The organism is Cryobacterium sp. Y57, from assembly GCF_002929505.1.
In the GTDB taxonomy this organism is placed as follows: Bacteria; Actinomycetota; Actinomycetes; order Actinomycetales; family Microbacteriaceae; genus Cryobacterium.
The window spans coordinates 72,630-95,122 of the sequence record NZ_PJJL01000068.1; the positions used below are offsets into that span (position 1 = coordinate 72,630).

Consider the following 22,493-nt stretch of genomic DNA (forward strand, 5'->3'; position numbering starts at 1 on the left):
CCGGAAGCTTCAGGCCTGGGCCCGGCGCGGTCTTGGTTCGGGCGCCGGCGGCACGAGCTTCGCGGCCACGACGTCAGCCATCGCGAGTGTGACCAGTCCGCGCCGGGTCTCCACCGAAACGGATACCGCGCTGCGGCTCCGCAGAAAGCCCAGCGCGTCCGTGTATCCACCCGGAATGCTGGTGCGCACGACGACGCGAGTGCCAAGCGGTGCGTCCGTGAGAAAAACGAAGGGGGAACTCATCGCATCAGGCTGTATTCTTCGACTCGCGCAGATTCTCCGGCGATGAGAATGATGTCGCCATCTTCGATCACGGTGTCGAGCGAGGTGTAGCTCCAGCCTGTGCCGGGGCGGTGAAACGCGGTGACGGTGATGCCGTAACGGGCACGCACCTTGGCCTGGCCGAGAGGTACGCCGATGAGCGCCCGCGGCGGTGCCGTCTTGACCAGCGCAAAGTTCTCGCCGATCTCGATATAGTCCTGCATGGCGCCGCGCACCAGGTGCGCAACTCGCTTGCCCATATCTTTCTCCGGGTAGATGACATGGTTGACGCCGAGCTGGGTCAGGATCTCGCCGTGCGGGTCGCTGACCGCTTTGGCCCAGATGTTCGCGATGCCCAGCTTGAGCAGCAGCGAAGCGGTGAGGATGTTTGCCTGGATATCGCCGCCGATCGCCACGACCACGCTGGAGAAGTCGGGTACCGAGAGCTCCCGCAGGGTCGCCTCCTTGGTGGAGTCGGCACGCACCACGTGGGTGAGCAGTCGGTTGTGCATCTGTACCACCTCTTCGTCCCCGTCGATGCCGAGCACCTCGGTGCCACTGTTCATGAGTTCGAGCGCGAGCGCGCTGCCAAACCGGCCGAGACCGATGACGACGACCGACTCAGCTTCGGCGAGGCGGGCGGGGTCGCGGTTTCCGAACAGCGAATATTTAGCCAATGATCGGCCTTTCCTTGGGAAGTTCGTAGGTGGTGTGGCGTTCGCGCAGGGCGATGGCCGACGCGAAGGTGATCGGGCCGAGGCGGCCGATGAACATGAGCAGAATCAGGATGACCTGCCCTCCCCATGGCAGCCCCGCGGTGATCCCGGTTGACAGTCCCACCGTTGCAAAAGCGGAGATCGTCTCGAACAGCAGCGCGTCCAGAGAGATGTCGGTCAGGAGCATGAGTGCCGCCGTCGCGGCAATGATGACGCCGACGGCGAGCAGGGAGATCGTGATCGCCTCACGGTGCACCGCCCGGGAAAGCCGTTTGCCGAACACGTTGACGGCAACTTGCCCGCGCACCTCGGTCCAGATAATGAAGAACAGTACGGCGAACGTCGTGATTTTAATGCCGCCGGCGGTTCCGGCGGGGCCGCCACCGATCAGCATCAAAACGTCCATCCCGAGCAGGGTGGCGGAGTCGAGCTGGCCGATGTCGATGCTATTGAAACCGGCGGTGCGGGTCTGCACCGACTGGAAGAAACCGGCCAGTAGTTTGCCCGACCAGTCCAATGGGCCGAGAGTATTCGGATTCGACCATTCAACGGCGGTGATGTATGCCGTTCCGGCAATAAGTAGCACGAGCGTGCCGACCACCACGATGCGGGTATTCATGGTCCAGGTGCGAATCGACCAGGCGTGCTGTAACCAGTGCCGGGAACCCCGCCCCTGCCGCCGCAGCTGCCGCCGCAGCTGCACGATCACCGGAAAGCCGAGGCCACCGAGAATGACGGCGGCGGCGATCGGCAGGCAGATCCAGGCATCCGTTGCGTATCCCATGAGATTGTCGCTGAACAGGGCGAAGCCGGCATTATTGAAGCTCGACACCGAGTGGAACACCCCCAGCCAGATAGCCCGGCCGACGGGCTCGCCGTAGCCGATCATGAAGCGCAGCGCGAGCATCATCGCCACGGTGACCTCGATCGCGAGCGAGATCCGCACGACACCGAACACCAGCCCCTTCACGTCAGCGAGACCGACGCTCTTGGTTTCGGCGGCGGCCGTGATGCGCGAGCGCAAGGAGAGCTTGCGGGCGATCGCGAGCCCGACGACCGAGGCAAAAGACATGATCCCGAACCCGCCAATTTGAATGAGCAGCAGAATCACGACCTGACCGAACGGTGTCCAGTACACCGCCGTATCGACGACGGTCAGCCCGGTGACGCACACCGCGCTCGTCGCGGTGAACAGGGCCTCCAGAAACGATGCACCGCCCGGCCCGACCCGAGCATTCGGCAGCATCAACAGCGCCGTGCCGCCGAAAATGGTCAGGGCGAAGCCGGAAACGACGACCTGCGCCGGATGCAGCCGGTACCGCTTCGTTGTGTTGCCGCGTTCGCGGATGGCCCGTGAGTGCACGGACCAACTCTACGCTGGGCGCACTCGCCGCGGGTTACCCCTGATTCGTCGACCCGAGACCGTACTCGCTTCAGACGGCTTCGTCTACCCCCCTGAAATAGCAACGAGGTACTGGGTCGATGTGCGGGATACTCACTTTAAGGGGTGAAACGGAACACATGATGCGCGAGGGGTTCGAGCCGGTAGTCAAGCACGTTCTGCGACCGCGGCGCAAGCTGGTCAAGCGGTCGATTATCGCTGCACTGTCGTTGCTGGTCCCCGTTCTGATCGTGCTGTACTGGCTCACTATCCCCCGCGACACCTGGATTTTTGTCGCCGCTGTTCAGTTCGGCCTGACCCTTCTCGCAGTGATCGCTGTATTCGGGGCCCGCAGAGTGTGCGTGACCGTTGCGGCTGAGCGCTTGGAAAGCCGAAACCTACTGGGCCGGGTGACCACGTTTGGCACGGCCGAAATTGCCAGCGTCGTGCTCGTCGAGCTGTATCAGAGCGAGATGGTCGAGACCCTCTCGCACCTGTACCTGCTGGACTCCGGCGGCGACGTGCTGCTTCGCCTGCGGGGCCAGGTGTGGCCCCGATCCGGGCTGGAGAACATTGTCGACACACTCGGGGTGACGGTCGTGCGACCACCCGACCCGCTCACCGTGTCCGAGCTGGGGCGACTCCGTCCGCGGCTGGTGCGCCGCTGGACTCGACACGCTGCTCGGCTGGGAAACTCCTATCCCCGCACGTCTGCGCGGCGAGTGACAGATCCGATCGGCCGTTTACGGCCCCCGGCCCGACACGATGTCGGCCATGCGCGCGAACGGTGACGTGGTGCGACGCCCGGCAAGCTCTGCTCGACCAACCAGTGAGTAGGAACGGTAGAGCGGTGGCGGGGAGCCAACGCAACGACTCGGTTCCCAGTCTTGGACCCGATGAGTGACCCACGGTAGATCGAGGAGCCCGCTGTTGCGCGAATGTCAAACAAAGCGACGACGGGGACCTTGCCGTTCTGCCGGGGGGACCGTGCCGCGCGTGTCATGACGAAAGAGTTTTCCGCTCCTTCCGCTGCCGTTCGAGTCGGCGGCGGGCGGCGAGTGCACGTTCGCCATCGAGTTTGGCGGCGACCGGAGCCCACAGCACGATAGCGACACCGGCGCCGAGTAATAAGCCACCGATGGTGTCGGTAAGCCAGTGCGCACCCAAATAGGTGCGGCTGAGCAGCATCACGATCGTGTACGCGGCGCCGGCGAGCGCCACCCAGAGGCGCGGAAAGATGATGGCGACGCACACCGCCATGGTCGCCGCGTTGGCGACATGACCGGAAGGAAACGACCCAAAATCGGATGTGACCAGCATGTCTTCAGGGCGGGCCCGCCCAAAGACTTGTTTGAGCAGTTGCACGCCGACCGCACTCAGCACCGTGGCCACGAGGTAGTATCCGGCCGCCCACGGCCGTTTGATCAGCACAAGCACGAGGATGATGACCAGCGGCACGACGAGCACGCCGAACGCGCCGCCGCCGAGTGTGTTCATGAACAGCGACGGAACTTCCCAGACCGGCGAACGATGCTCGATGATCTCGTTCATCCACTCGGTGTCAACCTCGAGGGCGATGCTGTTTGCCCGCACGACCACGACGAGACCGAGCAGGGCAGCCAACGCCATCGCGGAGATCCCGCTGACCACGGGCCAGCGACGGGAGATGCGGCGAGCTGCGGGGTCTGCAGCGCGTTCGGGGTTAGTCATTCCGCCATCGTAGGTCAGCAGCCCGTTACTGCGCCTCCCATTGTGGACGGGGCCCGGGCCCGGACCGTGGGCCTAGTTTATAAACTGGGCCCACGGTCACACCATGGGCCCGAGCGGCGAAAGGGCTCAAGACGCGAAAGGGCTCAAGACGCGAAAGGGTCAGAGCGAGCGCCTCGGGCTAGCGTTCGAGCGCTGGCACGCTTCTCGGGCGCACAATCAGCCAGAGCGCGAGAATGGAGATCACGGCGGTGACGCCCATGACGGATGCCATCGGTATCGCCGTGCCTACTCCGAGCAGTCCGACAATCGGCGAGATCAGTCCGGCCACACCGAAGTTCGCGGCACCGAGCAACGACGCGGCGGTTCCAGCCTCGTGTCCGTGCGCGTTGAGCGCGATGACCTGAACACTCGGCAGGGTGAAGCCGCAGGCCGCGATGAAGAACCAGAGCGGCACCAGGGTACCCCATAGCCCCATGCCGCCGAGGTCGAGCAGCACGATCGCACCGGCGGTGATCACCAGCACAACCGTGGAGACGGAAAGAATCCACTGCGGCCCGATGTTGGACCGGTGCATCAGGCGCGAACTCAGCTGCACCCCGGTGACCACACCGAGGGAGTTGATGGCGAACAGCAGACCGTACTCCTGCGGACTGAACGCGTACACGTCCTGGAACAGAAACGGTGAGGCGGACAGGTAGGAGAACAACCCGGTGAAGGTCATCGCCCCGATGATCGCGACGCCCACGAAGGTGCGGTCGCTCAGTACCGCTTTGTAGCGTTGGCCGAGGGTGCTGTGGCCCGTCGCGTTGCGTTCGCTTTCGGGCAGGGTTTCAACGATCCAGAAGGCGACGGCCAGAATCACGATGACGCCGTAGGCGGCCAGTACCCAGAAGATTCCCCGCCAGCTCATGACGAGCAGCAACTGCGAGCCGATCACCGGTGCCAGCACCGGCGCGAGGCCGCTGACCAGCGCGAGGCGGGACAGCATCTTGACGAGCGGCCTGCCGCCGAACAGGTCCCGCACCATGGCCATGGCAACGACGGCGCCGGCCGCGGCGCCGAAGCCCTGCAGCACGCGGAAGATGGCGAGCACGATGATGTCGTTCGACAGGGCGGCGCCGACACAGGCGAGAATGTGCACACCGGTAGCGAGCATGAGCGGGAGTCGCCGTCCGACCTTATCGCTCCAGGGACCTACGACCAGCTGTCCGAAACCGAAGCCGATCATGGTGCCGGTCAGGGTGAGCTGGATGACCGACGGCAGCACGCCGAATTCGTTTTCCAGGGTCGGAAAGGCCGGCAGATACAGGTCGATGGTAAACGGGCCGAGCGCCGTGAGCGCCCCGAGAATGAGTATGTAGACGATGCGCTGGCGCCGAGTCAGTTTGTCCCCGGGATGCGCGGCGGTGGAGGCGAGTTGCGCGGCGCTAATCACGGGGATGCTGGCTGTAATCACGAAAACGGATGTCCTTGGCTGGTCTAGAGAGGCTGGATGGCGGCGGGCGGCGCGATTTCGGGCGACACGGCCGCAGTGGCACTTCCGGCCGCCCTTACGCTAAGCGAGGATAGACCCGAACTATTCCCGCTTTCGGACTGTGGATCGAGAAGCAGTGCTTCGAAGGCCAGCTCGGCGGCACCGATCAGGAGCAGGTTCGAGCCGAGAAGCGCGGGGGCGATCTGCACCTCGTCGAACGCAGTCCCCAGCGTCAGCGCGGCCACCGCGCTTATCAGGCGCCCCGGGTCGACCGCATAGAGCGCCCCGAGGAACCCGCCAAGCACCACGAGCTGCGGGTTGAGTATATTGACGGCGCCGGCTAAAGCCACGGCCAAAAAATCGAGCTGCCGGTTCACTTCGGCGCGGACCGCGGGCGCGGTGGAGGCGAGCAGTGCGCGTTCGAGGTCGTCGGCATCCGTTTTTCCGGCGGGCAGGCCGAGCACGTCAAGGAGCGCGCCGCGGGTGACCTCGGCTTCGAGAGTGCCGGCGATACCGGCCGAGTCGGTGCGGCAGCTCGCGCTCACCCTGGTGTGCCCGAATTCCCCCGCGTAGCCTGCCCGTCCGCCGGCCGCGACTTCCCCGACGACGAGGCCGCCACCGATGCCGCTCGAGCCGCCGTTGAGGTAGATGAGATCGGTCATTCCCTGCCCCGCTCCGAAATAGCGTTCCGCCGTGACGCCGAGGCTCGCGTCGTTGGCGGCCACGACGGGCAGACCGGTGACCTCGGCGAGCAGGTCGCAGAGTGGTTCGTCGACCCAGCCGAGATGTGGAGCGTTGCGAACCAGGCCGTCGTGTGCGCGCACCAGGCCCGGCACGGCCACCCCCATTCCGATAATGGAATACTCTCCGAGCTCGCGCCGCAGGTCGGTGACGATACTCGCCGTGATAGCGACCGCTTCGGCGACCGTTGGCGTGGTTGGCGTGGCGACGCGGATGCTCCGGTGCACGACGCCGCTGAGGGCGACGACTCCCACGGTGATCGCGTCGATTTCAGGATTCACCGCAATGGCCACAACGCGGTCGCTCGCCGCCACGATCGGGCTCGGGCGTCCGGCAAGTTTGGTGGGGTCGGGCGTGCGTTCCTCGACCAGGCCGCGTTCGACCAACTCTGCGACCAGCGCGCCGATGGTCGACCGGTTCAAACCGGTCAGGCGGGTCAACTGGGCCCGCGACGCCGCGCCACCGCGGTGTACGAGGCGCAGAATGATCGATAGGTTGTGCCTGCGCACATCGTCATGGTTACTACCCTGCATGGCGTCCACTGCTCTCGGCTTCCCGCTCGCTTTTTCGGTCAGAAGTCAGGTTACTGCGCCAGATGAGCTCGATGGATGATACGTTGCCAATGTCAACAAATCATCGAGGGCGCTGGCAGACACGAGGCGCCAGACAGGGACGTCATGGAGTTTCGATATCTTGGCAACAGTGGATTGAAAGTTTCAGAGATTACCTACGGCAACTGGCTCACCCACGGGTCTCAGATCGAGAATGACACCGCGACGGCCTGCGTACGCGCGGCCCTCGACGCCGGCATCAGCTCGTTCGACACCGCTGACGTCTACGCGAACACCATCGCCGAACAGGTATTGGGCGATGCCCTGCGCGGTGAACGCCGCCAGTCCCTCGAAATCTTCACCAAGGTCTTCGGCCCGACCGGTCCCAAGGGACACAACGACACCGGCCTCTCCCGGAAGCACATCCTCGAGTCGATCGATGGCTCGCTCACGCGCCTGCAAACGGAGTACGTCGACCTCTATCAGGCGCACCGGTATGACGTGGAAACCCCGCTCGAGGAGACGATGCAGGCCTTTGCCGACGTCGTACGCCAGGGCAAAGCCCTGTACATCGGAGTGAGCGAGTGGAACGCCGAGCAGTTGCGCGCCGGCCACGCCCTCGCCACTGACCTGGGCATTCAGCTCATCTCCAACCAGCCGCAGTACTCGATGCTGTGGCGGGTGATTGAATCCGAAGTGGTTCCGGCCTCCGAAGAACTCGGCGTCTCGCAGATTGTCTGGTCCCCTGTGGCTCAGGGCGTGCTCACCGGCAAGTATCTGCCGGGTCAAGCGCCCCTGAAAGGCAGCCGGGCAACGGATGCCCAGGGCGGCGCCAACATGATCAAGCGTTGGATGGATGAGCCGGTGCTCACCGGCGTGCAGAAATTGCGCCCGATCGCCGACGGGCTCGGACTGAGCATGGCGCAACTCGCGCTCGCCTGGGTGCTGGCGAATAAGAACGTTGCATCCGCCATCATGGGCGCCTCCCGTCCCGAGCAGGTCGCCGACAACGCGAAGGCCGCCGGTGTGCACCTTGACGCTGACGTGCTGGCAAGGATCGATGCGGCCGTTGGCGACCTGGCCGAGTTCGACCCGCGCAAGACGACCTCGCCGGAGCAGCGCGAGGTGTGAGCCAGCCGCATCCGCTTTTGAAACTTAAGGAGTATTCATGAGAATTGCCGTCACCGGTGGTAGTGGCAAGCTCGGCCGTAGCGTGGTTGCACGCCTGGCCGGCGAGGGGCACGAGGTCACCAATCTCGACCAGTCGGGACTTCGCGGTTCCGGATTCACCCAGATCGACCTGACTGATTATGGCCAGGTCATCGACGTGATGTTCGGCATCGACGACCGCACAGATGGGTTTGACGCACTCGTACATCTGGGCGCCATACCGGCCCCTGGCCTTCTGCCCGACGTGGCCACGTTCCACAACAACATGCTCGCGACCTTCAATGTGTTTCAGGCGGCGCGGCGGGCGGGCATCAAGCGCATCGTCTATGCCTCGAGTGAGACGACCCTGGGTCTGCCATTCGACATCGACCCGCCCTACATCCCCGTTGACGAGGAGTACCCGGCCCGGCCGGAGAGCACGTATTCCCTGGTCAAGCACCTCGAGGAACAGATGGCTATCCAGCTCGTGCGCTGGGATCCGCAGCTGAGCATCACGGCGCTGCGCTTCTCCAATGTGATGGACGAAGATGACTATGCGGCATTCCCCGCCTTCAACGATGACGCCACCCTGCGCAAGTGGAACCTGTGGGGCTACATCGACGGTCGCGACGGCGCCCAGGCCGTACTGCGCGCGCTCGAACAGGCCCAGCCGGGTTTCGAGACGTTCATCATCGCCGCCGCCGACACGGTGATGAGCCGGTCGAGCGCGAGCCTGGCCGCCGAGGTCTTCCCGAACGTCACCGTGACGAAGACGGTGGGCGAACACGAGACCCTGCTGTCGATCGACAAGGCGAAGCGGATGCTCGGCTTCGCCCCCGAGCACAGCTGGCGCGACCACGTGTAGGTAGCCACGGCAGCAACGCCACCTACCAGTTGCTGGGCACAGCGCCTTCGGGAACGAGATCCGGCCGCTCGACCGTGCTGGCCAACTCAATGACCGTGTGGTCGTGGCCAGCCCGCACTATGGCGTCCATGATCTCCAAGACGTGAAAAGCCAACTCAGCCGAGGCTCGGTGCGGACGATCGGTCGCGATCGCCCGCGCCATGTCGGCGAGCCCATATCCGCGCCCGGCTTCCGCATATCCGGCTTCGGCCGGAACCTCGCGCCAGGTTCGGTCGTCGCTCGTGAAGAGCTCAGTCACATCGCTGAACCGGTTCGGGTCCGGTACAGCGATCGTGCCGAGGGTGCCGTAGATCTCGATGCGCGGCAGCCGGGCCGCCCACACATCGAAACTCATCATGACGGTCGAAGTGACGCCGGAGGCGTGCTCCAGCAGCGCAGACACGTGAGTGTCGACATCCACTGAAATACTCGTGCCTTCAAGCGGCCCGGTCGCGACTGTGCGCTCCCGCCCGGAGCGCCCGACGCTGCCCGACACGCGCACGACCGGTCCGAGCAGGGTGACCAGGGCGCTCAGGTAGTACGGTCCCATATCAAACAACGGCCCGCCACCCGCCGAATAGTAGAACTGCGGGGCCGGGTGCCAGAGCTCATGCCCCGGCGCGGTCCAGAAAGCCGATGCCGCCACCGGCGTTCCGATGCGGCCACCGTCGAGCAGTGAACGGGCGGTCTGCACGCCCGTGCCCAGCACGGTGTCGGGAGCCGATCCCACCCGCAGCCCGCGTTCGTCGGCGAGCTTGAGCACCGGGGCAGCTTCGTCGGGATTGAGCGCCAGGGGCTTTTCCCCGTAGACGTGCTTGCCGGCGGCCAGCGCTCGCAAGGCGACCGCTGCATGGGCCGCGGGAATGGTGAGGTTGAGCACCGCGTCCACCTCGGGCGAGGCGATCAACTCGTCGACCGTCAACGCCAGAACGCCCTGCTCGGCGGCGACGGCTGTGGCCCTGGCTACATCCAGGTCGGCGACGGCCACGAGTTTCAGGCCAGGAAGCTTGGGAAACTCGGCGAAATACTGCTCGCTGATCTTTCCGACGCCGATAATTCCTATTCTCAACGGGCCGCCCATAGCAATCCCCTCTCAATCATCGTGCGCACGCTGGAGTTCTGCAGGATGTCGACCCGGTGCCCGGGCGTTGAGACGAAGATGCGCCCCTGCCCCCACTGCCGGGTCCAGACGGCCGGCGACGTGATCGGACGGTGCCACGGGTCCCATGGGCGCACGGCCTGCGTCGTCGTGGCCAGCACATCGTTGTAGTCGTCGTGCAATACCCAGTACTGCTCGCTAATGAGGTCGAAATCCTCGATGCCTTGGGTAATCGGATGATCTGCGGCCGCCGGCAGCATATTGATACGGTACGGAACGTAGTTGTCTGACTGTTCCCCGATGCGCTCGGCGGGCGCCTTACCGGGGTGCGCGGCGAATTGCCCGCCGATCAGCTGGAGGTAGTCCACGTTATTGCGGTAGGAGTCGGCGATGCCACCGTGCCAGCCGGCGAGGCCCGTGCCGTTCTCGATAGCCGTGCGCAACCCCAGGAATTCGTCCTTCTCGATCGTGGTCATGGTGTTGGTCTGCACCACGAGGTCGACATTCGTCATGTAGTCGGCATCGGCGTACGGCGCCGGTGATTCTTCGACACGCACCGTGAAGCCGTTCTCCTCCAGGAAAGGAATGAACAGAGCTGTCGTCTCGACGGGCTGGTGGCCGTCCCATCCTCCGCGCACGACGAGTGCATGGCGAAGAGCGGATGCTGCGGGGTTTGTGGTGGTCATGAAAATCCTTCCAGGGTTTGCACAAATGAGGTGTTATTCGCTGAATCCTGCCGTCGTTCCATTGAGCAACTGTCGACGACCGAGCACGTGAAGAACAAAGATGGACAACGTCGATAGCGTGATAAGGCGCCTCTGCTTCCTTACCCTTGACGATTAGGAGGTAATGGTCCAGGCGCTGCCTTTTTCGGCGCTGTTCTTGATCGCGTCGAGCACACGTTGCACCTGGAGGCCGTCGGCGAACGACGGTTCGGGGCGCAGGCTCCGCAATGTCGAACACCAGATCGCGAACCTGGTGAGAGAACGGGTGCTCGTAGCCGATGGTGTGGCCGGTTGGCCACCAGGCTGACAGGTACGCATGCTCCAGCTCTGTCACCAGAATGCGGCGAAAGCCACGCAGGTCGGCTAAGTCGGTCACGTCGTAGAAATCGAGCTCGTTCATGCGCTCGAGGTCGAAGGCCAGCGCTCCTTGGGATCCGCTGATTTCGATGTGGAAGGCGTTCTTGCGGCCGGTGGCGAAACGCGTGGCCTCGAAGGTGCCCAGCCCGCCGCCGGTCAGTCGCGCCGCGAACAGGGCCAATGTCGATCAGATCGATGTCGGGATTGTCCACGACTCGTCGCCAGTCGGTTTCGACGTGTGCCCAACCGAACTTCTGCGCCGCGGCGGCTGTACGGCCGGTGTGCCTGCCGACGATCGTGTGCATTCTCGGTTCAAGGGGTGAATCGAAGAACCGTGAAGCCACTCGCCACGCCTTCGGGTGGGCCGCACCCCTGAATCCGTAGCCGATCATCGCAACGTTCAGGCGGGGCATCCGGTGACTCCTTCGTCGGCGGGCCAGTCTGAGCTAGCCGCTACCCAACGCTATAGGTGTCGCAATAAATTACGCAACATGTAAGTTAATTATCAGAAACTTTCGCAGTTTAATTACCGCACGCCGCCGTACTAGCCCGCTGCACGAGGTTGACCGCAAGATCGAGCCTGATGTTCTCGGTGTGCCGGTCGGTGCGCAGTTTGAGTACGAGTCTGGTCGCCTCCTCCGCCATTTCGACGAGCGGCTGGCGCACGGTAGTCAAGGCAGGATCGACCCATTGGGCCACGGGGAGGTCGTCGTATCCTACGACCGAAAGATCGCGTGGAATCTGCAGATCCAGCGCCCGCGCTGCCTCGTAGAGCCCGATCGCCTGTAGATCACTGCCGGCGAAGATGGCGGTCGGGCGGTCCGGGCGCGCCAGCAGCTCGCGCCCGAGGCTCACTCCAAGCTCGCGGTGAAAGTCGCCGGTCTTGACGAGGCTGGCGTCAAACGGGATGACGGCCGCCTCAAGCGCCGACCGGTAGCCCGAAAGGCGAGCTAGCGAACACAGCATGTCCTCTGGGCCGGTAATGATGCCGATACGGCGGTGCCCGAGCTCGATCAGGTGCCGGGTGGCCAACAGCCCGCCCGACCAGTTGGCCGAGCCGATGGATGGCACGTCCGTGGCCGGGTCTCCGGCCGGGTCCACCACGACGAAGGGAATGTTGCGCGTGTTCAGCTCACGCTTGTGGTCAGCTGACAAATCGGAGAAGACCAGAATCACCCCGAGTGGTTGACGCTGCAACACGCCCTTGATCCAGTCTGGCGCGGGCGAGTGGCGGTCGCCGCTCTCGGTGAGAATGACGCTCAGGCCGTTCTGCCGCGCGACCCGCTCGACGCCCCGAATGATTTCGAGCGACCAGATACTGCCTATGTCGCTAAAGACCAGCTCGATCAGGGTGCTTTTCGAGTGCTCGGATCCGCGCCGACTGTACCCGGAGGAAACCAACAGCGCCTCCACCCGCACTCGGGTCGCTTTCGATACACCGGTTCGAGCATTGAGCACCTTGGAGACCGTCGACATTGACACGGATGCGTCGTGAGCAATTTGGGCCAGGGTGGCCCGGCCATTTTCTCGGTCGAGAAATGTTTCCTGAGTCATAGTGCCAACTCTAATCAGTGGGTCGAGCGGCTTCGCCAGAGGAGTGCCCGAGCCGTCGACTTGGCCTCTAATTACTTTCTACTCCATAGCGACACATTTATTGCTGGCTAGCCCGACAAAGAAGAACTGGCATTTTCGGCAGCCACCGCCCACACCGTTCTGTCGCATGCTTAGCGACTGACGGGCTCGTTGCGTCCCAGAGTTGCGAGCTCGCTGCGGCGTGGCATACCCTCCCAGTCCCCTGAAACCAGGCAGGCGTACGCGCCCACCGTCACGGCGGTGGTCAGCCGGGTGGCCACGTCGCGGCCCAGTAGGTATTCGGCGAGGTAGCCGGCCACGAAACCATCCCCGGCGCCCACGGTGTCGAGCGCCGCGGTCGGAATGGCCGCCCGCTCGTATTCGCGGCCCTGCACGACCGCGACGGCGCCGCGCTCGCCCAGTTTCACCACGGCCTCACCAGCCCCGGCTTCGATCAGCCGATGCGCCAGCAGCAGCGGGGTCGCCGCCTCGCCCACCGCGATGGCCGCCTCGTCGTCGCCGGCGAAGACCACGTCGACAAGCGGCAGGATGCGGCGGTACACGGCGCCGGCTTGCTCTGGCGACCAGAGTTTTCCACGAAAATTGAGGTCGAATGACACCGTGACCCTGGCCTCTCTGGCCACCCGCATCGCCTCAAAAACAGCGTCGGCAGCGGTGTTCGAGAGCGCGGGGGTGATGCCCGTGAGGTGCAGCAGCGACGCCGAGCGAATGAGTTCCGGATCGATGTCGCCCGGCGCCAGCCGCGACCCGGCGTTGCCTCGCCGGTAGTACCAGACGCGGGTATCCCGGCTCGTGCGGCGCTCCTTGACCATGAGCCCCGTCGGCGCCTCTGAATCGCGGATGCCCACCACCTGCACGCCCTCCGCGCTGATTTCGCGCAACACCATGTCGCCGAGAGAGTCCTCTCCGACTCGGCCGATCCAGGTGACCGGCGTACCGAGGCGTTGCAGCGCGATGGCCACGTTACTCTCGGAACCACCAATGCCGAGAGTCATCGCCCGAGAGTGCTGCAGGGGCCCGAACGAATCGGAGCTCATCAGGGCCATAGTCTCGCCGAAGGTGACGACTGATTGTGCAACGGCTGCGGCGCTCATCGCTGCGCCAGGGCATCCGCTGCGAGGCCGGTGACCCGCTGCGCCCGCTGGGCGAGTGCCGCGAGCGACCCGCCTTTCAACGCGTCGCCCACGAGCGGACCGCCGAGGCTCACGGCGAGGGCGCCAGCGTTTAGCCAGCGCGGAACGTCATCGAGGCCGATTCCGCCGGAGGGTACGAACTCGAGATCGGGAAACGGCCCGCGCAGGTGCGAGCCATACTGCGGCCCCACGGTTTCGGCCGGGAAGATCTTCACGGCCGTGGCACCGGCGGCCCAGGCGCCGAAGAGTTCGGTGGGCGTCAGCCCACCCGGGAACACTGGAATACCTTCGCGCACGGCGAGCGCGATCACGTCGAGGTTCACTATCGGCGTCACGAGATAGTGGGCCCCGGCCGCGAGGGCAAATTCGGCCTGCCCGACGGTCACGATGGTGCCGATCCCCACTTCCACGTCGTTACCCAAGCGCTTGACCAGGGCCGGCAGGTGCTCGAAGGTGCCGGGCGTGCTGAGCGTGAGTTCGATTGAACGCACGCCGTTCTCGGCGAGTACGTCCACCACAGGGTCGTAGTCAGACGCGGCGCTGGCGCGTAAAACGGCGATGATCGCGTGCTGGCGTAGCCGAGCGGATGCCGGCACGCGGGTCGATGAGGGGGCGGGGATCACGATGGCTCCGGAGTCTTTTCTTCACGAGGGTTGAGATCGACGGCGGCTCTCGCCGTCGACCGACGCACAATGAGGCGGGTGGGGACGCTGCCGTTCTGCTTCGATTCGGGATCGAGTACGGCGGCCGCGGCAAGGGCCCCGAGGGCCCGGCTCGAGCTGTCAACGGTGCTCAGCGCTGGCCAGGCAAGGCCGTCGGGGAGGGAATCATCGCAGCCGATAACGCTGATGCGGCCGGGAACGTCTATTCCGCGGGCACGGAGGGCAGCGAGCACTCCGAGGGCGACCTGGTCGTTGAAAGCGAGCACCGCAGTAGCCTGGTCGAGGTCGAGGTCGGTGCCGGCCGCGAGTCCAGCGGTGAAGTCTGGCCGTTCGATGCCGACGATGGTCAGGTTCAGCCCGAGCTCGCCGCAGACCCGGGTGAGGACGGCCCGTTTCTGACGCGCCGACCAGGACCGGGCGGGGCCGTCGAGGTAGGTGAGTCGGCGGTGGCCGAGTTTGTACAGGTGGGTCACGGCCGCCGTGAAGCCGGCGTCCACGTCAATGACCATCTGACTCAGCCTCGGCGGCATAGCCATGTCGTCGCCGAGCCGCCGGTTGGCGAGCACGATGGGCAGCCGGCCGGCCGCAGCCACGATCTGTTCGTCGGTCAGTCTGCTGGAGGTGAGCACGAGGCGGTCGACCTGGGTGGACATCTGGCGCACCAGGGCGTACTCGCGATCGGGGTCTTCGTGGGAGTCGCCGATCACAATGCCCAGGTCGTGCGCGCCGACCAGCGACTCGACTTCGGCCAGGAACGAAGTATAGAAGGGGTTGGTGATGTCGGGAAAGATCAGGCCGATGTTGCCGGTCGTGCCGGTCACGAGGCCGCGCGCCAGGCGGCTCGGGGTGTAGTCCAGTGCAGCGGCTACTCGTAAAACGCGGTCTTTGGTCGCAGGCACCACGGCATCGGATCCGCTCAGCGCTCGAGACGCGGTGGCGATCGACACCCCGGCAGCCTCTGCAACCTGTCGAATGGTTGTCGCCACTTGACCCGCCTGTCGGAAAGAATGATACTGGTGAATGAAATCGTTTACATTCACCTTATAGCAGCCACAAGGATCCCGCCAGATGCCCACCAGAGTCTTGCTCCGCGACGTTGCCCTGCACCTGAACGACCGGGACGAGGTGGCCATCGCCCTGCATCCGCTACCCGCCGGCACCGTGATAGATCTCGGCCGGAGCGGCGCTGAGCTCATCCTCCCTGCCGACATCTCGCGCAGCCACAAGTTCGCCCTGGTCGCTATCGCCACGGGCGCGCAGGTGCACAAATACGGGCAGTCCATCGGCCGCGCGACCACGATGATCGCTGCCGGCGAGCACGTGCACAGCCACAACCTTGGCATGGACGACACCGGGCGCACCCACGAGTTCGGCACCAGCCGCACCGACCTCGCGGTGCCGAGCGAGCCGATGCCCACGTTCCTCGGCTACCCGCGCGCCGACGGTCGGGTCGGCACCCGCAATTATGTGGGCATTCTCACCTCGGTGAACTGCTCGGCCACGGCCGCGAACCTCATCGCCGAGGCCTTTCGCGGCTTCGCCCTCGACGAGTTCGAGAACGTTGACGGCGTGATGGCTCTCACACACCAGAGCGGATGCGGCCTGGTCCCCACCAGCGAGGGTGGCCAGGTTCTGCTTCGCACCCTCCGCGGTTATGCGGCCCACCCCAACTTTGGTGGCCTGCTGGTGGTGGGACTCGGCTGCGAAATGGTTCCGGTTGAGTCCCTCGTCGAGGGCTACGACCTGCCGAGTGACACCCTGGTGTCCACCATGAACATTCAGAGCGAGGGCGGCGTGCGGGCCACCGTCAAGGAAGGGATTGCCCGCATCCGGGCCATGCTGCCCGAACTGAACCAGCGCAGCAGGGTTCCGGTTCCGGTGTCAGAACTGGTTCTCGGCCTGAACTGCGGCGGTTCAGACGGTTTCTCCGGCATTACCGCAAACCCGGCTCTCGGAGTGGCGTCCGACCTCCTCGTGGCCTATGGGGCGACATCCGTTTTGGCCGAGACTCCAGAGGTGTTCGGCGCAGAGCACCTGCTCACGAGCCGCGCGGTCTCGCCCGTGGTGGGGCAGCGGCTGCTCGACCGCATCGAGTGGTGGCAGGGCTACGCGAAGCAGGGTGGGGGCAGCCTCGACAACAATCCCTCCCCTGGAAACAAGGCTGGCGGGCTGACGACCATTTTGGAGAAGTCTCTCGGAGCCGTGGCCAAGGCCGGGCAAGCCGACCTGTCTGCCGTGTATGAGTACGCCGAGCGCATCACCGAACGCGGCCTCGTCTTCATGGACACCCCCGGCTACGATCCGGTTTCGGTGACCGGCATCATCGCCGGTGGCGCCACGGTCGTGTGCTTCACCACCGGCCGAGGCTCGGTGTTCGGCTCCAAGCCCACACCCTCGATCAAGCTCGCCACCAACTCGGACACATTCAACCGGATGCCCGATGACATGGACCTCAACGCGGGCCGCATCGTCGACGGCACGGCCACCCTCGCCGAAGTCGGGGCCGAGATCTTCGACCTCATCATCCGAGTGGCGTCGGGCGAACAGACCGTGAGCGAAGAACTCGGCGTTGGCCAGGAGGAGTTCATCCCCTGGCAATTCGGCACCGTCACCTGAGCGCTTCGGCTGCACCTTCCCGGCGCATAACTCCTGCAAATCAAAACAGCCGAGTTGGACTACCGCGTCATTCTGGGGCCGAACTATAGCCGGCCCCAGATCTGCAGGAGTTACGCGCCAAGGCCGGCGGAGATATCTCGTCCACACTCGGCAAGCGGATACCGTCGGGCTACCAGTCGTGCATGGTCCCGTCGCGCTGCAGCCTGTTCACCGGCAGGTACGCCGGCGTGTAGTCGAAGGTTGCGGCGAGCGCCTCGTCGTACTCGACACCGAGGCCGGGGTTGTCGCCCGGATGCAGCAGCCCGTTCTCGAAGGTGTAGCTGGTCTGGAACACAGAGAGGGTGTCCTCCGAGTGCTTCATGTACTCCTGGATACCGAAGTTGTGGATCGCGAGGTCCAGGTGCAGAGCGGCGGCCTGGCCGACCGGCGAGATATCGGTCGGTCCGTGAAATCCAGACTTGATCTGGTAGATCGCCGCGAAGTCGATGATCTTTTTGAGCGCGCTGATGCCGCCGGTGTGAGTGACGGCGCTGCGCACGTAGTCGATGAGCTGCTCGGTGATCAGGGTCTGATAGTCGAAAACCGTGTTGAAGACCTCGCCGATGGCCAGAGGCGTCGTGGTCTGCGCGCGCACCCGGCGCAGGCTCTCCTGGTTTTCACCGGGGGTGCAGTCCTCGAGCCAGAACAAGTCGTAGGGCTCGAGCGATTTACCGAGGATGGCCGCCTCGTTCGGCGTGAGCCGGTGGTGGCCGTCATGCAGCAGCGGCAGGTCGTAGCCGAATTCCTCACGCACGGCCGCGAAGATCGTCGGGATGTGGCGGAGGTACGCGCGGCTGTCCCACTGCTCTTCGGTAGGAACCGAGGTGCGCTTGGCGGGTTCGTAGTCGTAGCGTTCGCCGGGCTTCTGGTTCGTGGCCACACCGTAGACCTGACCGAGGCCCGGCACTCCCGTTTGCACGCGGATGGCCTTGAACCCCTGGTCGAGGTGGTTCTGAATGGAGTTGAACAGCGACGGCAGATCCGATCCGGACGCGTGCCCGTAGGCGAGGGCGCCCGTGCGGGAGGCCCCACCGAGCAGCTGATACACCGGCTGGCCGGTGACTTTGCCCTTGATATCCCAGAGGGCAACGTCCACTGCGGCGATCGCCGCCATCGTGACGGGACCGCGACGCCAATATGCCCCGCGGTACAGGTACTGCCAGGTGTCTTCGATCGACTGCGGGTCGCGGCCGATCAGCAGCGGCACGATGTGCTCCTGCAGGTAGGCGACCACCGAAAGCTCACGCCCGTTCAGGGTCGCGTCGCCGAGGCCCGTCACGCCGTCCGACGTGGTGATCTTCAGAGTGACGAAGTTCCGGCCGGGGCTCGTAACAAAGACTTCTGCATGTTCAATGACGCTCATAGCGCGGCTCCTTCTGGGGTTACAGAGGCTGGTGCCATGCCAGCGGATGCGTCGTCGCGGCGCGCGTATGCCGCCAGCGGCAAGGTGTAGGCGAGGTCGATGGCTGTCTCCGTCGCCTCGTCGAGGGTGAGTCGGTGTTCGGCCACGAGCTTGGATAGGTAGCCGGCGTCGATGCGTCGGGCAAGGTCGTGCCTGGCCGGAATCGACGCGAACGCACGGGTGTCGTCGACGAAACCGCTCGTGTTGTAAAAGCCAGCGGTCTCGGTGACGAGCTCACGGAACCTCGCCATGCCTCCAGGCGAATCGAGGAACCACCAGGGCGCACCGAGCCGCACCGAGGGGTAGGCCCCCGCGATCGGGGCAAGTTCCCGCGAATAGACGTTCTCGTCGGTCGTGAACAGGATGATGCGAAACCGCGGGTCAAGACCGAAGGCGTTGAGCAGTGGCTGCAGCCCGCGGGTGTAATCCACCTGGCGAGGAATGTCGAATCCATTGTCCGGTCCGAAGGCGGCAAAGATCTGGTCGGAATGGTCGCGCTGCACTCCCGGGTGCAGCTGCATCACGAGCCCGTCTTCGACCGACATGCGAGCGCTTTCGAACAGCATGTTGGCTGCGAAGGCTGCGCCGGTGGCCGCATCGACCGGCCCGGTGAGCGCCTGGTCAAAGATGCGCTGGGCATCCGCTGCGGAAAGTGGGGTGGTATCGGCGGAGAGGTGGCCATGGTCGGTGGCCCGGGCGCCGGCCGCCACGAATGCGAGCCGTCGTTCCTGTACGGCCACCAGGAAACTCGCGTAGTTCGTTATCTCGGTGCCGTTGCGGGCGGCGAGCGCGCGCACGGAGGCCCGCCATGCTGCGCGATCGGGGTAGAAAATTCCGTCGGGCCGGAAGGTGGGAACGACGCGCTCGCCCCAGCCGTCTGCGGCGAGCGCTGCATGGTCGGCCAGGTCGGAATCCGGCGCATCCGTTGTGCTGAGAATCTCGATATTGAAACGGTCAAAGAGTGAGCGGATGCGCCACGACGGCGTGGCCAGTGCGGCCGACAGCTGGTCGTAAATCGCGTCAGCCGTGGCGGCGGAGGGTTCTTCGGTAATGCCGAACACCTCTACCAGCTCGTGTTCCATCCAGTACCGGGTGGGGGTTCCCCGAAACAGCTTCCACGTGGAGCAGAAGCGCCGCCAGACGAGGCGGTGGTCGGTCTCGTACGGGTCGCCGTTCAGAGGCCGAACGCCGAGATCTTGTTGACGGTAGCCCTGGGACACGAGCATTCGCACGAGGTAGTGGTCTGGAATGATGAACAGTTCGGCCGGGTCGCCGAAGGCATCGTTGCGCCGGATGGCCCCGGCATCAATGTGCCCGTGCATCGAGACGATCGGCAGTGCGGCGACGCTCCGGTAGACCTCACGGGCGATCGAGCGCTGAGTCGGTTCGGCCGGGAGCGCCCGGTCAGGGTGAAGTTTCCATGGCATTTTGGCCATTTTCTGCCTCCTCGTTGAAACAAAATGAATATTGTTGCAGTCGGTCGCGCCTGATGAACGCGTCTTGGCCGGGTCCGCTGAGACCACTATATGCACGTAAGTAGGACTAATGGAACGGTCATGGTTGTCAATAATGCAAACTTTCTCCCGTTATAAAACTGAGACTTGACGAAACACTGCAAAGGTTTGCAGAATGTATCCACGGTCCACAAACGCTCGGACCATTACACAGGGTGGTGCTGAGCATGGTCGTGACTATTCGCGATGTGGCCCGCGCCACCGGCGTATCGATCTCCACGGTCTCGCGGGCGCTGGCCAACCCTGATCAGGTCGCCGAGGCCACCCGCCTGCACGTGCAGGAGACGGCACGAACCATGGGCTACCGCCCGAACCGCGCCGCCAGGGGGCTCGTCACCGGGCGCACGGGCAGCATCGGTCTGGTCGTTCCCGACCTCGAAAACCCGTTTTTCGGCTCGATCTGCAAGGGAGTCCAGGCCCGCGCCCGCGCCGCCGGCTACGCGGTGTTCATTGCCGACACCGACGAAGATCCGCTCCTCGAAGACGAGGTCGTGCGCGGCCTAGCCAAACAGGTCGACGGCGTCATCCTCTGCTCCCCGCGTGGCTCTGACGAGGCCGTTAGCCGAGCTGCCGAGGAGAGTGCGCTCATTCTCGTCAATCGAGCCCTTCCCGGAGTCCCTTCGATCACGTTCGACAACGGCGGCGGAGCCCGCGCTGTGATGCGGCACTTCATGGCGCTCGGTCACCGCAGGATCGCCTACGCGGCAGGCCCAATCACCTCGTGGTCCAACCAGGAACGCGACCTAGCGCTACGCGAATTCGCCGAACAGTCCAACGATATCGAGTTGATCGAACTGGGCAATTTTTCGCCGGTGTTCTCCGGCGGAACCCAGGCGGCGGACCTCGCCCTCGCGAGCGGCGCCACGGCTATCGTGGCCTACAACGATCTGATCGCTGCCGGGCTCGTCGATCGACTGCGACACCGCGGCATCACCGTGCCGGCCGATATCAGTGTCACCGGATTCGATAACGTGCCAATGTCCACCCTGGTCTGGCCCAACCTCACGACCGTTGATCTTCCCCGGATTCAGATGGGGCGCGCGAGCGTCGACGCGCTCCTCGACAGAGTTCTGGGCCGTTCAACGGGTCCACGCCCCAACCTCGAGATTCCGGTCGAACTCGTCGTGCGACAGTCCACCGGCGTCGTGCCTGCCATCCCGGCGTCATCCACTCAATCAGCAGCGACCCCCTCTTCCAAACGCAGTCGTTTGGTTTGAACAGAAGGAATGAAATCGATATGAGAGCTTTCACCCGCACCTATGTCACAGCGGCAGTCGCCGTGGCAGCCCTCGTTCTCACGGGGTGTACCGCACCGAACTCCGGCGCAGCACCGGCCACACCGGTGGCCAACGCCGCCGATGTGCCCGATAAGCCATCCGCCCCCGTGACGTTGAACATTCTCGACGTGGCGGGCAACCAGAAGCTCACCGGTCCCATGGTCGACGCCTTCGTGGCGGCGAACCCCGACGTGATCTCCGCGGTTACCTGGGAGAGCGCCGGCGCGCCGGACCTCGTGGGTTCCATCAAGCCGCAGGTCGACAGTGGAAGCCTGTCCATCGACATGGTCATGACCGGAACCGACGGCCTGTCTGCCGGTATCGGCCAGAACCTCTGGGTTCCGCTTGTCACCGACTATGGCGACCGGCTGTCGAACCAGGACGGCTACATCGAGCCCGCCGCCAACATGCAGAAGCTCGCCGAAGGCTTTGGCGTCGTCACGACGTACTACCCCTCCGGCCCGCTGCTGCAGTACGATCCCGCCGTGGTAACCGACGTTCCCAGCACCCCGGAAGAGGTACTCGCCTGGGCGCAGGCCAACCCCGGCAAGTTCGGCTACGCCCGTCCGGCCAACTCGGGCCCCGGCCGCACCTTCCTGCAGGGCCTGCCGTACATCCTCGGCGACTCCGACCCGACCGATCCCGTGAACGGGTGGGACAAGACCTGGGCTTATCTGAAGGAACTCGGCCTCACCATCGACAACTACCCCACCGGTACCGGCCAGGTCATCACCAATATGGCCGACGGCACCTGGGCCATGATCCCCACCACGACCGGCTGGGACATCGAACCCCGCGCGACGGCCAAAATGCCCGCAAGCATCGAAGCTGCCCCGTTCGACGACTTCACCTGGGTGACGGATGCCCACTATGCCGTGGTTCCGAAGGGGCAGACCGCTGACAAGATGTCCGCCATCCTGCTACTGCTGCAGGACATCCTCACGCCCGAGACCAACGCCATGGCGTATGACACCGGCTATTTCTACCCCGGCCCGGCCATCGAGGGCGCCACGCTCGACAAGGCGCCCCAGGCTAGCCAGGACGTCATCGCCGAGTTCGGCCGCGACTGGTACGACGACCTGATCGAGGAGATGCCCAAGACAACTCCGCTCGAGCCTGCCGCGCTGGTGCAGGCATTTGATATCTGGGACCGCGAAGTCGGTTCGGGAAAATTTGAGGCGAAGTAGCT

General features: G+C 64.7%; 20 protein-coding genes and 1 pseudogene. 6 read left to right on the plus strand and 15 right to left on the minus strand.

Features of this window, described 5'->3' with window-relative positions:
• Nucleotides 1–9: 9 nt before the first annotated feature.
• Genes CXY72_RS10870 through CXY72_RS10880 form a run of 3 tightly spaced genes read right to left on the minus strand, consistent with a single transcriptional unit; the run spans nucleotide 10 to nucleotide 2,340 of the window.
• Nucleotides 10–243 carry a ferrous iron transport protein A gene (locus tag CXY72_RS10870; protein WP_104127707.1) on the minus strand — a complete coding sequence of 78 codons (234 nt, stop codon included), beginning with the start codon at nucleotides 241–243 and terminating at the stop codon, nucleotides 10–12.
• Nucleotides 240–938: a TrkA family potassium uptake protein gene (locus tag CXY72_RS10875; RefSeq protein WP_104127708.1), complete on the minus strand. Its 699-nt coding sequence runs from the start codon at nucleotides 936–938 to the stop codon at nucleotides 240–242. Before CXY72_RS10875 ends, CXY72_RS10870 begins: the two co-directional genes overlap by 4 nt.
• Nucleotides 931–2,340, minus strand: coding sequence for a TrkH family potassium uptake protein (locus tag CXY72_RS10880; RefSeq protein WP_233197772.1), 1,410 nt, complete (start codon nucleotides 2,338–2,340; stop codon nucleotides 931–933). The genes CXY72_RS10875 and CXY72_RS10880 overlap by 8 nt, the downstream gene beginning before the upstream one ends.
• 158 nt (nucleotides 2,341–2,498) lie before the next feature.
• Between CXY72_RS10880 and CXY72_RS10885 the strand changes: the two genes are divergently transcribed.
• Complete coding sequence (locus tag CXY72_RS10885; protein WP_104127709.1) at nucleotides 2,499–3,149, plus strand: hypothetical protein; 651 nt, start codon at nucleotides 2,499–2,501, stop codon at nucleotides 3,147–3,149.
• A 208-nt stretch (nucleotides 3,150–3,357) separates the two neighbouring features.
• On the opposite strand, the gene CXY72_RS10890 is transcribed toward CXY72_RS10885, so the two are convergent.
• The 3 genes from CXY72_RS10890 to CXY72_RS10900 all read right to left on the minus strand — a co-directional run bounded on the left by CXY72_RS10890 (nucleotide 3,358) and on the right by CXY72_RS10900 (nucleotide 6,816).
• A complete protein-coding gene (locus CXY72_RS10890) occupies nucleotides 3,358–4,068 on the minus strand; it encodes a phosphatase PAP2 family protein (protein ID WP_233197773.1) in 711 nt (236 codons plus the stop codon).
• Between the two features lie 178 nt (nucleotides 4,069–4,246).
• Complete coding sequence (locus CXY72_RS10895; protein ID WP_233197774.1) at nucleotides 4,247–5,524, minus strand: multidrug effflux MFS transporter; 1,278 nt, start codon at nucleotides 5,522–5,524, stop codon at nucleotides 4,247–4,249.
• A gap of 23 nt (nucleotides 5,525–5,547) precedes the next feature.
• Nucleotides 5,548–6,816, minus strand: coding sequence for an ROK family transcriptional regulator (locus CXY72_RS10900; protein WP_104127807.1), 1,269 nt, complete (start codon nucleotides 6,814–6,816; stop codon nucleotides 5,548–5,550).
• A 144-nt stretch (nucleotides 6,817–6,960) separates the two neighbouring features.
• Between CXY72_RS10900 and CXY72_RS10905 the strand changes: the two genes are divergently transcribed.
• Nucleotides 6,961–7,965 (plus strand): aldo/keto reductase family protein, encoded by a 1,005-nt coding sequence (locus CXY72_RS10905; RefSeq protein WP_104127710.1) that lies wholly within the window; start codon nucleotides 6,961–6,963, stop codon nucleotides 7,963–7,965.
• 37 nt (nucleotides 7,966–8,002) lie between these two features.
• Nucleotides 8,003–8,848 carry an NAD(P)-dependent oxidoreductase gene (locus CXY72_RS10910; protein ID WP_104127711.1) on the plus strand — a complete coding sequence of 282 codons (846 nt, stop codon included), beginning with the start codon at nucleotides 8,003–8,005 and terminating at the stop codon, nucleotides 8,846–8,848.
• Nucleotides 8,849–8,870: 22 nt separating this feature from the next.
• Here the strand turns inward: CXY72_RS10910 and CXY72_RS10915 are convergent, their stop codons facing one another.
• From CXY72_RS10915 to CXY72_RS19290, 7 genes and pseudogenes are all read right to left on the minus strand, one after another.
• Entirely contained in the window at nucleotides 8,871–9,968 is a 1,098-nt protein-coding gene (locus CXY72_RS10915; protein WP_104127712.1) for a Gfo/Idh/MocA family protein, read from the minus strand.
• Nucleotides 9,953–10,672 carry a ThuA domain-containing protein gene (locus CXY72_RS10920; protein ID WP_104127713.1) on the minus strand — a complete coding sequence of 240 codons (720 nt, stop codon included), beginning with the start codon at nucleotides 10,670–10,672 and terminating at the stop codon, nucleotides 9,953–9,955. Before CXY72_RS10920 ends, CXY72_RS10915 begins: the two co-directional genes overlap by 16 nt.
• 153 nt (nucleotides 10,673–10,825) lie before the next feature.
• A pseudogene (locus tag CXY72_RS10925) lies at nucleotides 10,826–11,481 on the minus strand (Gfo/Idh/MocA family oxidoreductase).
• A 109-nt stretch (nucleotides 11,482–11,590) separates the two neighbouring features.
• Nucleotides 11,591–12,622 carry a LacI family DNA-binding transcriptional regulator gene (locus CXY72_RS10930; protein WP_104127714.1) on the minus strand — a complete coding sequence of 344 codons (1,032 nt, stop codon included), beginning with the start codon at nucleotides 12,620–12,622 and terminating at the stop codon, nucleotides 11,591–11,593.
• A 170-nt stretch (nucleotides 12,623–12,792) separates the two neighbouring features.
• Complete coding sequence (locus CXY72_RS10935) at nucleotides 12,793–13,755, minus strand: sugar kinase (protein WP_104127715.1); 963 nt, start codon at nucleotides 13,753–13,755, stop codon at nucleotides 12,793–12,795.
• A complete protein-coding gene (locus CXY72_RS10940; protein WP_233197775.1) occupies nucleotides 13,752–14,417 on the minus strand; it encodes a bifunctional 4-hydroxy-2-oxoglutarate aldolase/2-dehydro-3-deoxy-phosphogluconate aldolase in 666 nt (221 codons plus the stop codon). Before CXY72_RS10940 ends, CXY72_RS10935 begins: the two co-directional genes overlap by 4 nt.
• On the minus strand, nucleotides 14,414–15,442 hold the full coding sequence (locus tag CXY72_RS19290) for a LacI family DNA-binding transcriptional regulator (RefSeq protein ID WP_158252546.1): 1,029 nt from the start codon (nucleotides 15,440–15,442) through the stop codon (nucleotides 14,414–14,416). Before CXY72_RS19290 ends, CXY72_RS10940 begins: the two co-directional genes overlap by 4 nt.
• 82 nt (nucleotides 15,443–15,524) lie before the next feature.
• On the opposite strand from CXY72_RS19290, the gene CXY72_RS10955 reads away from it, so the two are divergent.
• Nucleotides 15,525–17,072, plus strand: a complete 1,548-nt coding sequence (locus tag CXY72_RS10955; RefSeq protein WP_104127718.1) for a UxaA family hydrolase — start codon at nucleotides 15,525–15,527, stop codon at nucleotides 17,070–17,072.
• 169 nt (nucleotides 17,073–17,241) lie between these two features.
• Here the strand turns inward: CXY72_RS10955 and manD are convergent, their stop codons facing one another.
• Together manD and uxaC are read right to left on the minus strand one after the other, a co-directional pair.
• Nucleotides 17,242–18,474 (minus strand): D-mannonate dehydratase ManD, encoded by a 1,233-nt coding sequence (manD, locus tag CXY72_RS10960; RefSeq protein ID WP_104127719.1) that lies wholly within the window; start codon nucleotides 18,472–18,474, stop codon nucleotides 17,242–17,244.
• Entirely contained in the window at nucleotides 18,471–19,949 is a 1,479-nt protein-coding gene (uxaC, locus tag CXY72_RS10965; RefSeq protein WP_233197776.1) for a glucuronate isomerase, read from the minus strand. Before uxaC ends, manD begins: the two co-directional genes overlap by 4 nt.
• Nucleotides 19,950–20,194: 245 nt before the next feature.
• Here uxaC and CXY72_RS10970 point away from each other — a divergent pair, with 245 nt between their 5' ends.
• Nucleotides 20,195–21,244, plus strand: a complete 1,050-nt coding sequence (locus CXY72_RS10970) for a LacI family DNA-binding transcriptional regulator (protein ID WP_104127809.1) — start codon at nucleotides 20,195–20,197, stop codon at nucleotides 21,242–21,244.
• A 20-nt stretch (nucleotides 21,245–21,264) separates the two neighbouring features.
• On the plus strand, nucleotides 21,265–22,491 hold the full coding sequence (locus CXY72_RS10975) for an extracellular solute-binding protein (protein WP_104127720.1): 1,227 nt from the start codon (nucleotides 21,265–21,267) through the stop codon (nucleotides 22,489–22,491).
• Nucleotides 22,492–22,493: the final 2 nt, after the last annotated feature.

What these genes read in the sequence shown, in the direction of transcription:
- CXY72_RS10870 (WP_104127707.1), bottom strand. Translation starts at nt 243, where the DNA reads ATGAGTTCCCCCTTCGTTTTTCTCACGGACGCACCGCTTGGCACTCGC.
- CXY72_RS10885 (WP_104127709.1), top strand. Translation starts at nt 2,499, where the DNA reads ATGATGCGCGAGGGGTTCGAGCCGGTAGTCAAGCACGTTCTGCGACCG.
- CXY72_RS10890 (WP_233197773.1), bottom strand. Translation starts at nt 4,068, where the DNA reads ATGACTAACCCCGAACGCGCTGCAGACCCCGCAGCTCGCCGCATCTCC.
- CXY72_RS10900 (WP_104127807.1), bottom strand. Translation starts at nt 6,816, where the DNA reads ATGCAGGGTAGTAACCATGACGATGTGCGCAGGCACAACCTATCGATC.
- CXY72_RS10905 (WP_104127710.1), top strand. Translation starts at nt 6,961, where the DNA reads ATGGAGTTTCGATATCTTGGCAACAGTGGATTGAAAGTTTCAGAGATT.
- CXY72_RS10910 (WP_104127711.1), top strand. Translation starts at nt 8,003, where the DNA reads ATGAGAATTGCCGTCACCGGTGGTAGTGGCAAGCTCGGCCGTAGCGTG.
- CXY72_RS10915 (WP_104127712.1), bottom strand. Translation starts at nt 9,968, where the DNA reads ATGGGCGGCCCGTTGAGAATAGGAATTATCGGCGTCGGAAAGATCAGC.
- CXY72_RS10920 (WP_104127713.1), bottom strand. Translation starts at nt 10,672, where the DNA reads ATGACCACCACAAACCCCGCAGCATCCGCTCTTCGCCATGCACTCGTC.
- CXY72_RS10930 (WP_104127714.1), bottom strand. Translation starts at nt 12,622, where the DNA reads ATGACTCAGGAAACATTTCTCGACCGAGAAAATGGCCGGGCCACCCTG.
- CXY72_RS10935 (WP_104127715.1), bottom strand. Translation starts at nt 13,755, where the DNA reads ATGAGCGCCGCAGCCGTTGCACAATCAGTCGTCACCTTCGGCGAGACT.
- CXY72_RS10955 (WP_104127718.1), top strand. Translation starts at nt 15,525, where the DNA reads ATGCCCACCAGAGTCTTGCTCCGCGACGTTGCCCTGCACCTGAACGAC.
- manD (WP_104127719.1), bottom strand. Translation starts at nt 18,474, where the DNA reads ATGAGCGTCATTGAACATGCAGAAGTCTTTGTTACGAGCCCCGGCCGG.
- uxaC (WP_233197776.1), bottom strand. Translation starts at nt 19,949, where the DNA reads ATGGCCAAAATGCCATGGAAACTTCACCCTGACCGGGCGCTCCCGGCC.
- CXY72_RS10970 (WP_104127809.1), top strand. Translation starts at nt 20,195, where the DNA reads ATGGTCGTGACTATTCGCGATGTGGCCCGCGCCACCGGCGTATCGATC.
- CXY72_RS10975 (WP_104127720.1), top strand. Translation starts at nt 21,265, where the DNA reads ATGAGAGCTTTCACCCGCACCTATGTCACAGCGGCAGTCGCCGTGGCA.